The organism is Methylobacillus draconifructus (assembly GCF_045984385.1).
Lineage (GTDB): Bacteria > Pseudomonadota > Gammaproteobacteria > Burkholderiales > Methylophilaceae > Methylobacillus > Methylobacillus flagellatus_A.
In genome coordinates, this window is the sequence record NZ_JBJQIJ010000001.1 from 716,954 (window position 1) to 729,828 (window position 12,875).

Sequence of the window (12,875 nt, forward strand, 5' to 3'; positions counted from 1 at the left end):
TGACATGGACTCAACACAGTCGGGAAACGACGTATTTTTCATATTGCTGGGCGCCATTATGGTGCTTGCCATGCATGCAGGGTTTGCCTTCCTCGAAGTGGGCACCGTGCGCCGCAAGAACCAGGTCAACGCCCTGGTCAAGATCATGGTGGATTTCTCGGTATCCACCATTGCCTATTTTTTCATCGGGTATGGCGTTGCCTATGGCGTGGGCTTCCTGCAAGGGGCGGAGTCGCTTTCTGTGCACCATGGGTATGAGCTGGTGAAATTCTTTTTCCTGCTGACGTTTGCCGCCGCCATCCCTGCCATCATTTCCGGCGGCATTGCCGAGCGGGCCAAATTCAACCCGCAGATGGCCGCGACTTTTGTCATCGTCGGCGTGGTATATCCCTTTTTTGAAGGAATCGCCTGGAACGGCCATTTCGGCTTCCAGGGCTGGCTGGAAGCGGCTTTCGGCGCTCCCTACCACGATTTTGCCGGGTCTGTCGTCGTGCATGCGATGGGCGGGTGGATCGCGCTGGCGGCCGTATTGCTCCTCGGCCCGCGTATCGGACGCTACAGCAAGGACGGCAGGCTGCATGCCTTCCCGCCATCCAGCATTCCCTTCCTGGCGCTGGGGGCGTGGATACTCACGGTCGGCTGGTTCGGCTTCAACGTCATGTCCGCCCAGACCGTGGATGCAGTGACCGGCCTGGTGGCCCTCAATTCATTGATGGCCATGGTTGGCGGCACGCTCGCGGCATTGCTTGCCGGCAAGAACGATCCCGGCTTCGTGCATAACGGCCCCTTGGCTGGTTTGGTGGCGATTTGCGCGGGCTCGGATGTGGTCAACCCGCTGGGCGCGCTGGTGATTGGGCTGGTGGCAGGCGCGGTGTTCGTTTGGACTTTTACCTTGACCCAGAACCGTTGGAGGATTGACGACGTACTCGGTGTCTGGCCCTTGCATGGCATTTGCGGCGCCTGGGGCGGCGTGGCTGCCGGCATCTTTGGCGCGACTGCGCTGGGCGGCATGGGCGGCGTCAGCCTGACGTCGCAACTGCTGGGCACTGCCTTGGGCCTGGTGATTGCATTGAGCGGCGGTTTTGCAGTCTACGGCATATTGAAATTGCTGGTCGGACTGCGGCTGGATGCCGAGCAGGAGTATGACGGCGCCGACCTTTCCATCCACAAGATCGCGGCTACGCCCAACCTGGCTACAGGGCAGGATGAATAGCGGTAACAACTTGCTGGGGAAATAGTGCCAGCCGCCCGATTCAGGGCTCTGTCTGGGCGATTGGGCCGTGAACATGGTATCTTGCGAAGCTCATAGTGACGAGACGTATTGATGCTCAGGCAGACTAAGATATTGTTGTGGCGCTTACTAGCCGTGATTGCGCTGATTCTCGGCGTGATCGGGGCGTTCCTGCCGATTATGCCCACGGTGCCGTTCGTGCTGTTGGCGGCATGGGCAGGCGGGCATGGCTGGCCGCAACTGGAGCATTACCTGCTCAATCACCCCAAGTATGGCCATCACATCCGCGACTGGCGCGAGCGCGGCGCAGTGTCGCGCAAGGCGAAATATCTTGCGGTATTCATGATGTCGTGCAGCGCAACCGGGTTATGGTTCTCGCCAGCGCCATTATGGGCCAAATGGGGCGTGACCGTCACCATGGCGACCGTGGCGGTCTGGCTGTTGCTGCGCCCGGAACCTGTGCCGTGCAAGTAGGAATGACCAAACCCCTCTTACAATTGCCCGACCGTGTCGTAATTTTTGTACTGCCTGCGGCAGGGCAACGCATTAACGCGCTTGTCAGCTTCTCCGAGCCAGGGCTGAGCTGGTGCCGGCCCATGCTAGAATGCCGCCCATGTCGAAATTTCATGTCCTGATCCCGGCAGCCGGCACAGGCAGCCGCATGGGATCCGAATTGCCCAAGCAATACTTGCCGTTGAACGGCAAGCTGCTCATCCATCATGCCTTGTCCCTTTTCTCCGCTGCTTCCCGCATCAGCGCCGTTCATGTCGTGATCGCGCCGGATGACCATTTGTGGCGCGAATATAGCGCCGCCGGCCTTGACGCAAAGGTATCGGTCCATGCGCTGGGCGGCGCAACGCGCGCAGCCACGGTATTGAATGGGCTGGAAGCGATTGCGCCACAAGCGGCGGATGACGACTGGATATTGGTGCATGATGCGGCGCGGCCTGGTTTGAGCATGGCAATGCTGGACCGGTTGCTGGACAGTTTGCAGGACGACGCGGTGGGCGGCCTGCTCGCGATCCCGCTGGCCGATACGCTCAAGCGAGCCGATGCCGGGCAGCGCGTCGCCAATACGGAGCCGAGGGACGGCCTGTGGCAGGCGCAGACGCCGCAGATGTTCCGTTACGCCTTGTTGAAAAAGGCGTTGCGCCAGGCCGGCGGAGCCCCGACGGACGAAGCGCAGGCGGTGGAAGCGCTCGGCTACAGTCCCAAGCTGGTGCCCGGCGAGCTGAGAAACCTCAAGATTACCTATCCGCAGGATTTACAATTGGCAGAAGCGATTCTGCTTGCAGATGCCAGGGAGCAGACAACATCATGATCAGAGTAGGAAACGGATTTGACGTGCATCAATTGGTGGAAGGGCGGCCTTGCATCATCGGCGGGGTGGACATCCCGTTTGAGAAGGGCTTGAAAGGGCACTCGGATGCCGATGTGCTGCTGCACGCCGTCAGCGACGCCTTGCTGGGGGCTGCGGCATTGGGCGATATCGGCAAGCATTTCCCCGATACCGATGAGCGCTTCAAGGGAGCAAATTCCCGGGCCTTGTTGCGCCATGTCGTAGCCTTGCTCAAGGCCAGGCATTACAACGTCGTGAACATTGATGCGACGATTATCGCGGAAGCGCCCAAAATGGCGCCCCACATCGCGCAAATGGTACAGCATATCGCGGAGGACTGCGGTATCCCGGCGGACTGCGTCAACGTGAAGGCCACCACCAGCGAAAGGCTGGGTTTCACCGGGCGCGGCGAGGGTATTGCGGCACAGGCGGTATGCCTGATCCAGCGCTACCAGATTTAAAGCGCTGCGGGGGCTCCGGTTGCTTTCACAAAACAGCTCTGAACTGGGGTTTTCCGCATGTTGCAATGCCGGGCGATTTGCATGGATGCCCCCGGAGCCCTTCGTCATTTCGTGTGATCTAGCAGGCTCGGATTGAGCCGGTATAACGGATATATGCTTATGCCTTGAGCAGGACGATGACGGCGCCGCTGCCGCCATCCTGCTGCCGAGCCTGGGCATAGGCGATGACTTCATCCTTCTGCATCAGCCAGTTGCGTAATTTGTGCTTGAGCACGGGCTCGCGGTTGCGCGAGCTCAGGCCCTTGCCATGGATGATGCGCACGCAGCGGATGCCGCGCTTCCTGCAGTGGGCAAGGAATTCGGCAACATAGACGCGCGCTTCGTCGCTGACCATGCCATGCAAGTCTATCGCGGCCTGCACCACCCAATGGCCGCGGCGCAGCTTGCTCAGGATGTCGGGGGAATGCCCATCGCGCAGGTAGAGCAGCTCTTCGCCGCTTTCGAGCTCGTGGGCGGGAATGTAGCCGTCGCTCAAGGAATCGGCCAGGGCCTGGCGCTCGTCGCGCAGGAACTGGCGCGGAATGGGCTTGGGAGAAGGCGGCTGATGGTATAGCCGGGATGGCTTGAGCGGGCGCACATCCTTGACTGCATCAAGGAACAGCCTGCTTTCATCGTCCTTGTCGTCTTGTTCTGCCATCTGCTGCCAACCGAAAAAGAGGCCCGCAGGGAGGCCCTGCGGGAGTGTGGTTTAGGACAATTGGTCCAGGTAGCGCTCGGCATCGAGCGCCGCCATGCAGCCTGTACCGGCGCTGGTCACCGCCTGGCGGTAGATGTGGTCCTGCACATCGCCGGCAGCGAATACGCCGGGCACGCTGGTGGCAGTGAAGTTGCCTTCGCGTCCGGCCTTGGTGACGATATAGCCGCCCTCCATGTCCAACTGGCCCTCGAAGATGTCGGTGTTCGGCTTGTGGCCGATCGCGATGAACACGCCCTTGAGCGCGATCTCCTTGGTCGAGCCGCTGTTGACGTCCTTGAGGCGGACGCCGGTGACGCCGGAGTCGTCGCCCAATACTTCATCAAGGGTCTGGAAGGTTTCCAGCACAATACGGCCTTCCTTGACGCGCTCCATGAGCTTGTCCACCAGGATGGCCTCGGCCTTGAACTTGTCGCGCCTGTGCACCAGGGTGACCTTGCTGGCAATGTTGGCAAGATAAAGCGCTTCTTCCACTGCGGTGTTGCCGCCGCCGATCACGGCGACTTCCTGGTTGCGGTAGAAGAAGCCGTCGCAGGTGGCGCAGGCGGACACGCCCTTGCCGGCGAAAGCTTCTTCCGAAGGCAGGCCAAGGTACTTGGCGGAAGCGCCGGTCGCAATGATCAATGCATCGCAGGTGTATTCACCGGAATCGCCGACCAGCCGGATCGGCTTCTCGGCGAGATGGGCGGTGTGGATATGATCGAAGATCATCTCCGTGTTGAAGCGCTCCGCATGCTTCTGGAAGCGTGCCATCAACTCCGGGCCCTGTACGCCGTCGGCGTCGGCTGGCCAGTTGTCCACCTCGGTGGTGGTCATGAGCTGGCCGCCCTGGGCGATGCCGGTAATCAGCACGGGCTTCAAGTTGGCACGTGCCGCATACACGGCGGCAGAATAGCCTGCCGGGCCGGAACCCAGGATCAGCAAGCGAGCATGTTTTGTTGCCATACAGTGAGTACTCCTAATGCAATATTTCTAAAGGTGCGATGTTCGAAAGGTCGGAATATTAGGGTTTTTCCAGCAGGCTGCGCAACATCCATGCGGTTTTTTCATGGATTTGCAGGCGCTGCGTCAGCAGGTCGGCCGTCGCTTCGTCAGCCGCCTTTTCCGCGGTCGGGAATACCGAGCGCGCAGTGCGCACCACGGCCTCGTGGCCGGCGACCAACGCCTTGATCATGTCCTGGGCATGCGGGACGCCGTCGGTCTCCTCGATGGAGGTGAGCTTGCTGAATTCCTTGTAAGTGCCGGGAGCGGGGAAGTCCAGGGAGCGGATGCGCTCTGCAATCTGGTCGACTGCGGTCCATAGCTCGTTGTATTGTTCCTCGAACATCAGGTGCAAGGTGCGGAATTGCGGGCCGGTCACGTTCCAGTGGAAGTAATGGGTCTTGAGGTACAGCGTGTAAGTATCTGCAAGGAAACGCGCAAGCCCTTCAGCGATTTTCTTGCGGTCTTTTTCACTGATGCCAATATCTACCATCTTATTCTCCTTTATTTGAGGTGAAGTACCATCCGCAATCAATGCATGCGGAATCTTTGCGGATGAGCTTAAGCCTGCTTGTTACCAGACCATTATGGCAATGCTTAGTTTCGCTAGTTTAGGCGTCGCTACAGGGGAGTGCAAATTGATTATGTTTATAGGAATGATAGCCTGGGTTAATTGCCGCGGCCCCATCAAAAGAGCCGGCAGGTGATATGAGCATGGGTAAAACGGCGAAGTAGGAACTATCTGACAAGGATGTCATCCAACTGCGTGACGGGAACACAATTCCTGTCGAGTCGATTCACCTCCCAAAAGGAAAAGGAAGCAGCATATGTTGGTACTAGAAGTTCGTCACCCTCCAGGACATGCGGACGACGTTCTGCATCCTGAGCAAGTTGTTCCGCGTTTCAACCACGCTCAATATGTTCCCGCAGAAAATGTCGCAGAAAAAGAAGCGGCATTCGACCGTATCAGCCGCGCAGGCAATCAAGGCGCGCTGGTCAGGAACATCGATGCGTTTTGCGATTGTGTCTGAAGCGGTTCGATAGCACGAGTGGAAATGGCTGGGGCGCGCTCCGGCCATCATGTATTTGCCGCTTCATGCTGCTGAGCAGCATGCCGGAGCGAAACAGGGTTGATGCTGATATAATCGGGACAGCTTAATTTTGTGCCGGGTACTGAATCATCTTGTTTTTCCAGAAAAAAAGCACGCCGCTCAATAGCCGTCGTCAAGCCGAACCTGAAGCCACCCCTGGCATCGTCAAGGAAGCCTGGTGGCTTGTGTTGGTCGTCGTCGGCCTTTATCTCGCCTTAATCTTATTCACTTACCGCAGCACCGACCCTTCATGGTCGCACAGTACCAGCGACGGCGACGTGACGCAGAACGCAGGCGGGGCGCTGGGCGCCTGGCTGTCCGATATCCTGCTGTACCTGTTTGGCTTTTCCGCCTGGTGGTGGGTGGTGCTGGCGTTTTACGCCATGTGGCTGGTATACCTGCGCCTCGAAGTCGTCGATGCCGAGCGCAAGCCATTGATCTGGCTCAACCTGGCTGGGTTCGCCATGTTGCTGCTGTCCTCGGCTGCATTGGAGGCAGGGCATTTTTACGCCATGACGGTGGAGTTGCCGCTGGCCGCCGGCGGTATGCTGGGTTCACTGGTGGATGCCGGCCTGCAGGCGATACTGGGCTTCGCGGGTTCAACACTGGTGCTGCTGTTGCTGCTTGCGGTGGGCTTCAGCCTGTTCACTGGCTGGTCGTGGATCGCGATTGCGGAAAAATTCGGCGCCGGACTGGAGTTCAGCTATCACTACGTTATCGAGCGCTGGCAGGATTACCAGGACAGGAAAGTGGGCAAGGCCGCCGAGCAGCAGCGCAACGAGTTCGTGGGCAATGAGCGCAAGCGCACCGAGGACCGCCTGCCTGTACAGATCGAGGTGCCGCCTACGTTCGAGATCGCGAAAAGCGAGCGGGTGCAGCGCGAGAAACAGACGCCGTTGTTCGAGGCATTGCCGGATTCTCCTCTGCCGCCCTTGCATCTGCTGGATGAACCCAGCGGCGTGGTGGAAGTGCAGTCTGCCGAGACCCTCGAATTCACTTCGCGCCTGATCGAGCGCAAGCTCATGGATTTCGGCATCGAAGTCAAGGTGGTGACCGCGTTGCCCGGCCCGGTGATTACGCGCTATGAAATCGACCCGGCGGCAGGAGTCAAGGGCAGCCAGGTCGCCAACCTCTCCAAGGACTTGGCGCGGGCCTTGTCTGTCATCAGCGTGCGCGTGGTGGAGACCATCCCGGGCAAGACCTACATGGGCCTGGAAATCCCCAACCCCAAGCGCCAGATCGTCTATCTTTCCGAGATTCTCGGCTCTCAGGTGTATGCCGACGTGAGTTCGCCATTGGCGATCGCCATGGGCAAGGATATTTCCGGCAAGCCCGTAGTGGCCGACCTTGCCAAGATGCCCCACGTGCTGGTCGCGGGTACCACCGGCTCGGGCAAATCGGTGGCGATCAACGCCATGATCCTGAGCCTGGTCTACAAGGCGGAACCCAGCAAGGTGCGCCTGATCCTGATCGACCCCAAGATGCTGGAACTGTCTGTGTACGACGCGATTCCGCATCTGTTGGCCCCGGTGATCACCGACATGCGCCAGGCGGGCAATGCGCTCAACTGGAGCGTAGCGGAAATGGAGCGGCGCTACAAGCTGATGTCCATGCTGGGCGTGCGCAACCTTGCTGGCTACAACCAGAAGATCCGCGATGCGGAAAAGGAAGGCAAGTCGATTCCGCACCCGTTCAGCCTGACGCCGGACGAACCCGAACCGCTGGAAGAACTGCCCTTGATCGTCGTGGTGATCGACGAATTGGCCGACCTCATGATGGTGGTCGGCAAGAAGGTGGAAGAGCCGATCGCGCGTCTCGCACAGAAGGCCCGCGCCTGCGGCATCCACCTCGTGGTGGCGACCCAGCGTCCGTCGGTGGACGTCATCACCGGCCTGATCAAGGCCAATATCCCGACCCGCGTGGCGTTCCAGGTCTCGAGCAAGATAGACTCGCGCACCATCCTCGACCAGATGGGCGCGGAAGCGCTGCTGGGCCAGGGCGATATGCTCTACCAGCCGCCCGGCACCAGCGACCCGCAGCGCGTGCATGGCGCTTTCGTTTCCGACCAGGAAGTGCACCGCGTGGTGGAATACCTCAAACAGCAAGGCGAGCCGAATTACATCGAGGGCATTCTCACAGGCGGCAGCGAGGATGGCGGCGAGGCAGGTGAGCTTGGCGAGAGCGGCGGCGAGGCAGACCCGCTCTACGACGAGGCCGTCGCCATCGTGCTCAAGTCGCGCCGTGCGTCCATTTCATCCGTCCAGCGGCAGTTGCGCATCGGCTACAACCGCGCTGCGCGCCTGATCGAGGAAATGGAGCGGGCCGGGCTGGTGTCTGCCATGCAGAGCAATGGCAACCGGGAAGTGATTGCGCCCAATAACCATGAATAAGCACGAAAGATTGAGCAAATGAGGGTTGTAGCAGCATTGTTAATGATGATGCCATTGATAGCACAAGCTGATGGTGTCGAGTCGCTCAAGGCGTTTTTTAAGTCCACCAGCGCCATGCAGGCGCATTTCCACCAGGTCGTCACCGACGCGCAGGGCAACAAGGTGCAGGAAGTCGCAGGCAATATGCAGTTGCAGCGTCCCGGCAAGTTCAGGTGGGATTACGACAAGCCCTATGTGCAGCAGATCGTGGGCGACGGCGAGAAGGTCTGGCTCTACGATCCCGACCTCAACCAGGTGACCGTGCGGACGATGGGCAAGGCGATCGGCTCCAGCCCGGCCTCTCTGCTGGCCGGTGCGCAGGATGCCGAGCGCAATTTCACCTTGACCGCCGTCAGCCGGTCCGACGGCCTGGAGTGGGCGCAGGCGGTGCCCAAGGCGGAAGAGAGCGGATTCGACAAGGTATTGCTGGGTTTCAAGGGCGACGAGTTGCAAAAGATGGAGCTACACGACAGTTTCGGTCATACCACCAGCATTCAGTTCAGCAAGTTGCAGCGTAATCCATCGATTGCCAATGGCAGCTTCAAGTTTGTCGCTCCTGCGGGGGCTGATGTTGTTGGCGAGTAACCCAGCGTGTTTCAACCGTCTATAGGCAGTAGCAAAACCATGCTGTACAAGGCTGTCGTTGTCGGGGCAGCCTGGTTATTGATGGGAGAGGGTGTTGCCTTCGCACAGGATGCCGATGTGCTGCACAAAGCCAGCCAACTAATCAGCAAGCGGGATTATGCAGCGGCCTATGGATTGCTGGAGCCGGTGGAGTCAGAGCATTCCGGTAATCCCGAATACGACATGTTGTTTGGCGTGGCCGCCATCGATAGCGGGCATGTCACGCGAGGCGTGTTTGCGCTGGAGCGGGTGCTTGCCTTGCAGCCAGACAATGCCAATGCCCGTGCGCAAATTGCCCGCGCCTATTTCCTGCTTGGCGAGCAGGATGCTGCCCGTGCCGAATTCAGGAATGTATTGAACCAGCAGCCTCCTGAGGATATCAGCAAAGTCATCAATCGTTATATGAGCGCTATCGACAAGGCGCAAGGGCTGACGACGAGTTACTCGGCATATCTCGAAGGCACTGTGGGGCATGACAGCAATGTCAACAGTGCGACTACTGCGGCTTCAGTTGCCGTGCCTGGCATCGCCAATAACCTGGATTTGGTATTGTCGCGGGCTTCCCGAGCGAGTTCGGATAATTTCATGACGCTGGCCGGCGGTGTGTCGGTGAGTACGCCGGTGACTGCAGGCTTGTCCGCTTTTGCTGGCCTGAATGCGTCGCAACGCTCGAATCATCAAGAAAGGGCATTCGACATAGGCTCGCTGGATGCGAATGCCGGGTTGCGCTATCGGCGCTTTGTCGACACTTTCACGCTGGCAGTGCAAGATGCCAATATATGGGTTGACGATAAGCGCTTCAGGCGCGCCTATGGTGTTAACGCGCAGTGGCAGCACGATATCAGCAACCAGGACCAGATCAACCTGTTTGCCCAGGTATCTCGTATCAGTTATCCGGATAACGAGATTCGTGATGCCAACCGCTATGTGCTCGGTGGCGGCTGGGCGCACGTATTTTCCGGGGATAAAACGCCAGTGCTGTTTACCAGCGCTTATGCTGGCCGTGAAAAGGTGAGGTCGTCCGGGTACGATTTCCTCAGCAACGACCTCTATGGCGCAAGAGTAGGTGGGCAGTTGACGCTCAAGCCATCGCTCGTCGCTTATGGCATATTCAGTTACGAGCATCGCCACCATGATGATGAAGACCCGTTTTTCCTTAAGGCCCGCGAGGATAATCAATACGATATCAACCTGGGCTTGCGCTATCTGGTGGGCGGCAACTGGTTGGTCAGGCCGCAGATGAGCTATATCCGCAACGATTCAAATACCAAGATCAATGATTTTGATCGCTATATGTTGTCAGTGAGTGTACGTCATGATTTCAATTGGTAAAGTCAAGGAGGGCGTGATGTATCGTCCAGATATTCAGTTGTATCGCATGACATTTAGGTTACTAGCCTTGTGCCTGCTGATGCCAGCATTGGCGATAGCAGCCGCTGGCAAGGTCGAATTTGTTGCGGGCGATGCCCAGATATTGGATGCCTCTGGTACAGCCAGGCTCGCCAGCAAGGGCAGCGAGTTTGATGCTGGCGAAACCCTGCAAACCGTAGATGGGCGCATGCAGGTGAAATTTATCGATGGTGGTTATATTTCCTTGCAACCCAATACCAGCTTCAGGGTCGAGGAATACCATTTCAACGGTCAGGCAGATGGCAGCGAGCGCGGCATTTTTCACCTGATCAAGGGCGGCTTGAGGGCGATTACTGGCGTGATCGGCCATGCCAACAAGCCCAATTACCGCATGGATACACCGGTGGCTACCATCGGCATCCGTGGTACCGAGTTCACGGCATCGCTTAACGACGCGCAACGACTATTGGTAAAAGTGGGCGATGGCGCGGTATTTATGGAAAACAACGTGGGCAACCTGGTGCTCTACAAGGGGCAGGCGGGTGAGGTCGGGGAAATGATACGCCCCACTTATAGCGAGCAACAGCCCTTGCTGGCGGCGGCAGGCCCGAGTGGCGCTACGCCAGAAGATGCGCAACAACATCAACAACGCGAACAGGCAGAAACCCAAGGGTTTGTGCTGGGAGATAACAAGAGTATTAGCGGAGGCCCGTGTCTGGGGGGGCTGGGCGGCAATTGCGTCTGGGGTAGTGATCCGACGGAGCGCCTGATCAGTGCTTATAACTTGGCTGGGGTTCAAGGGCAGTGGTCAGGCAGTTCTGATAATGTTGAAAGTAGTAACGGAACGGTATCTGCTAATGGGCTGCTTAATGTAGATTTCAGTCGCTATAGCGCGACATTTGCATTAACACTCACTAACACTTTCGGTAATTCCGGGTGGAATAGTGAGACTATGAAAGGCACGGCAATGGGTAGACTGAACCCCCAAAATGGGCGTTTAAGTTTTGCTGACACTACTATGGGTGTAGAGGTTGGGCATGAAGGAGTGTGCACCAATGGTGGATATGATTTGATTGTAAATCACGGACAACTTGGTGATCGTCAATTTTCCAATGCAAATATTAATTTTACCGTTAGGACAAATAATGGACTTGATAGTCCTCGACAGCCGTTTATTGATAGCCATGACCTAGAATTGCAGCGTATTGATGGTTTATCTAACCTACGTTAATCATGATGATCGTCCAAATGGTTTACTATCATGACCGGGCTATTTGACCCTGTTGCTCCTCAGGCTCCGCTTGCAGAACGTCTGCGTCCAAAAACATTAGATGAAGTGGTTGGGCAACGACATTTGTTAGGGGATGGAAAACCGCTGAGGCTGGCGTTTACCTCTGGCAAGCTGCCCTCGATGATTCTCTGGGGGCCGCCGGGCGTAGGTAAAACCACCTTAGCACGCCTGATCGCCAATACTGCGGATGCCGAGTTCATTCCCTTGTCCGCCGTGCTGGCCGGGATCAAGGACATTCGCGAAGCCGTGGAGCGTGCCGAGCATACCTTGCAGCAACGCGGCCGCCGCACCATCCTGTTCGTCGATGAAGTGCACCGCTTCAACAAGGGCCAGCAGGACGCTTTCCTGCCGTTCGTGGAAAGCGGCCTGATCACCTTCATCGGCGCCACCACGGAAAACCCTTCGTTCGAGGTCAACAGCGCCCTGTTGAGCCGGGCGCAGGTGTTCGTTCTCAACGCCTTGTCCGAGGACGAATTGAAACAGTTGCTCGAGCGCGGCAAGCAGGAAATGCAGCTGGATATTCCCTTGACGCCGGATGTCGTGGAGCAGGTGCTCGGCTATGCGGACGGCGACGCCAGGCGGCTGCTCAATTTTGCCGAAGGCTTGTTCAATGCGGCGATTGCGGCCGGCGTATCGGAGATCAATGCCGAATTCCTGCAGTCGACCATGGCGAGCAAGCTGCGCCGCTTTGATAAAGGTGGTGAGGCATTTTACGACCAGATTTCCGCCCTGCACAAATCCGTGCGTGGCTCCAACCCAGATGCGGCTTTGTATTGGTTCTTACGTATGTTGGATGGTGGTGCCGACCCGCTTTACCTGGGCCGTCGCATCGTGCGCATGGCGGTCGAGGATATCGGCATCGCCGACCCGCGTGCGCAGACCATGGCGCTGGAAGCCTGCCAGATTTACGAACGGCTTGGCTCGCCGGAAGGCGAGCTGGCATTGTCCAATGCCGTGATCTACCTGGCGGTGGCGGCCAAGAGCAATGCGGCCTATATGGCCTACAACCAGGCCAAGGCCTTTGTCGCCAGCGACAAGTCGCGCCCTGTGCCCTTGCATCTGCGCAATGCGCCGACCAAGCTCATGAAGGCATTGGACTACGGCAAGGAATACCGTTACGCGCACAACGAGCCGGGGGCTTATGCCGCCGGCGAGGACTACTTCCCCGACGACCTTGAGGCGATGCAGTTTTATGTGCCCACGCCGCGCGGGCTTGAAGGTAAAATTGCCGAGAAAATGGCGCACTTGAGGGCGCTTGACGAGGATGCCCGTGCCAAGAAGCGGAAAAAATAACTCAACGTGCCTATGCACACTTGCAATCAAA

At 58.1% G+C, this 12,875-nt stretch carries 13 protein-coding genes; 10 read left to right on the forward strand and 3 right to left on the reverse strand.

Features of this window, described 5'->3' with window-relative positions; genetic code table 11:
* The first annotated feature begins 4 nt into the window (after positions 1-4).
* From ACKF11_RS03530 to ispF, 4 genes are all read left to right on the forward strand, one after another.
* On the forward strand, positions 5-1,213 hold the full coding sequence (locus ACKF11_RS03530; protein ID WP_407995971.1) for an ammonium transporter: 1,209 nt from the start codon (positions 5-7) through the stop codon (positions 1,211-1,213).
* Positions 1,214-1,324: 111 nt separating this feature from the next.
* On the forward strand, positions 1,325-1,705 hold the full coding sequence (locus ACKF11_RS03535) for a YbaN family protein (RefSeq protein ID WP_407995972.1): 381 nt from the start codon (positions 1,325-1,327) through the stop codon (positions 1,703-1,705).
* A 139-nt stretch (positions 1,706-1,844) separates the two neighbouring features.
* Positions 1,845-2,552, forward strand: a complete 708-nt coding sequence (gene ispD, locus ACKF11_RS03540) for a 2-C-methyl-D-erythritol 4-phosphate cytidylyltransferase (protein WP_407995973.1) — start codon at positions 1,845-1,847, stop codon at positions 2,550-2,552.
* Positions 2,549-3,031 (forward strand): 2-C-methyl-D-erythritol 2,4-cyclodiphosphate synthase, encoded by a 483-nt coding sequence (ispF, locus tag ACKF11_RS03545; RefSeq protein ID WP_407995974.1) that lies wholly within the window; start codon positions 2,549-2,551, stop codon positions 3,029-3,031. Before ispD ends, ispF begins: the two co-directional genes overlap by 4 nt.
* Before the next feature lie 157 nt (positions 3,032-3,188).
* Here the strand turns inward: ispF and ACKF11_RS03550 are convergent, their stop codons facing one another.
* From ACKF11_RS03550 to ACKF11_RS03560, 3 genes are read right to left on the reverse strand one after another with little or no spacing between them, the layout of a single operon-like run.
* Positions 3,189-3,728 (reverse strand): Smr/MutS family protein, encoded by a 540-nt coding sequence (locus ACKF11_RS03550; RefSeq protein ID WP_309564915.1) that lies wholly within the window; start codon positions 3,726-3,728, stop codon positions 3,189-3,191.
* A gap of 51 nt (positions 3,729-3,779) precedes the next feature.
* Complete coding sequence (gene trxB / locus ACKF11_RS03555) at positions 3,780-4,730, reverse strand: thioredoxin-disulfide reductase (RefSeq protein WP_309564916.1); 951 nt, start codon at positions 4,728-4,730, stop codon at positions 3,780-3,782.
* 58 nt (positions 4,731-4,788) lie between these two features.
* Entirely contained in the window at positions 4,789-5,259 is a 471-nt protein-coding gene (locus tag ACKF11_RS03560; protein WP_309564917.1) for a Dps family protein, read from the reverse strand.
* A 334-nt stretch (positions 5,260-5,593) separates the two neighbouring features.
* Between ACKF11_RS03560 and ACKF11_RS03565 the strand changes: the two genes are divergently transcribed.
* From ACKF11_RS03565 to ACKF11_RS03590, 6 genes are all read left to right on the forward strand, one after another.
* Complete coding sequence (locus ACKF11_RS03565; protein ID WP_407994173.1) at positions 5,594-5,797, forward strand: hypothetical protein; 204 nt, start codon at positions 5,594-5,596, stop codon at positions 5,795-5,797.
* A 152-nt stretch (positions 5,798-5,949) separates the two neighbouring features.
* On the forward strand, positions 5,950-8,247 hold the full coding sequence (locus tag ACKF11_RS03570; protein WP_407994172.1) for a DNA translocase FtsK: 2,298 nt from the start codon (positions 5,950-5,952) through the stop codon (positions 8,245-8,247).
* Between the two features lie 18 nt (positions 8,248-8,265).
* Positions 8,266-8,871 (forward strand): outer membrane lipoprotein periplasmic chaperone LolA, encoded by a 606-nt coding sequence (gene lolA / locus ACKF11_RS03575; RefSeq protein WP_510338910.1) that lies wholly within the window; start codon positions 8,266-8,268, stop codon positions 8,869-8,871.
* Positions 8,872-8,910: 39 nt separating this feature from the next.
* Positions 8,911-10,242 carry a surface lipoprotein assembly modifier gene (locus tag ACKF11_RS03580; RefSeq protein ID WP_407995976.1) on the forward strand — a complete coding sequence of 444 codons (1,332 nt, stop codon included), beginning with the start codon at positions 8,911-8,913 and terminating at the stop codon, positions 10,240-10,242.
* Positions 10,226-11,491 carry a FecR family protein gene (locus ACKF11_RS03585; RefSeq protein ID WP_407995977.1) on the forward strand — a complete coding sequence of 422 codons (1,266 nt, stop codon included), beginning with the start codon at positions 10,226-10,228 and terminating at the stop codon, positions 11,489-11,491. Before ACKF11_RS03580 ends, ACKF11_RS03585 begins: the two co-directional genes overlap by 17 nt.
* Before the next feature lie 30 nt (positions 11,492-11,521).
* The gene (locus tag ACKF11_RS03590; protein WP_407995978.1) at positions 11,522-12,844 is read left to right on the forward strand and encodes a replication-associated recombination protein A; all 1,323 of its coding nucleotides are present in this window, start codon (positions 11,522-11,524) and stop codon (positions 12,842-12,844) included.
* The last annotated feature ends 31 nt before the right edge of the window (positions 12,845-12,875 follow it).

Coding starts and splice junctions, on each gene's coding strand:
- ACKF11_RS03590 (WP_407995978.1), top strand. CDS start 11,522: ATGACCGGGCTATTTGACCCTGTTGCTCCTCAGGCTCCGCTTGCAGAA.
- trxB (WP_309564916.1), bottom strand. CDS start 4,730: ATGGCAACAAAACATGCTCGCTTGCTGATCCTGGGTTCCGGCCCGGCA.
- ACKF11_RS03550 (WP_309564915.1), bottom strand. CDS start 3,728: ATGGCAGAACAAGACGACAAGGACGATGAAAGCAGGCTGTTCCTTGAT.
- ACKF11_RS03535 (WP_407995972.1), top strand. CDS start 1,325: ATGCTCAGGCAGACTAAGATATTGTTGTGGCGCTTACTAGCCGTGATT.
- ispF (WP_407995974.1), top strand. CDS start 2,549: ATGATCAGAGTAGGAAACGGATTTGACGTGCATCAATTGGTGGAAGGG.
- ACKF11_RS03580 (WP_407995976.1), top strand. CDS start 8,911: ATGCTGTACAAGGCTGTCGTTGTCGGGGCAGCCTGGTTATTGATGGGA.
- ispD (WP_407995973.1), top strand. CDS start 1,845: ATGTCGAAATTTCATGTCCTGATCCCGGCAGCCGGCACAGGCAGCCGC.
- ACKF11_RS03560 (WP_309564917.1), bottom strand. CDS start 5,259: ATGGTAGATATTGGCATCAGTGAAAAAGACCGCAAGAAAATCGCTGAA.
- ACKF11_RS03565 (WP_407994173.1), top strand. CDS start 5,594: ATGTTGGTACTAGAAGTTCGTCACCCTCCAGGACATGCGGACGACGTT.
- lolA (WP_510338910.1), top strand. CDS start 8,266: ATGAGGGTTGTAGCAGCATTGTTAATGATGATGCCATTGATAGCACAA.
- ACKF11_RS03585 (WP_407995977.1), top strand. CDS start 10,226: ATGATTTCAATTGGTAAAGTCAAGGAGGGCGTGATGTATCGTCCAGAT.
- ACKF11_RS03530 (WP_407995971.1), top strand. CDS start 5: ATGGACTCAACACAGTCGGGAAACGACGTATTTTTCATATTGCTGGGC.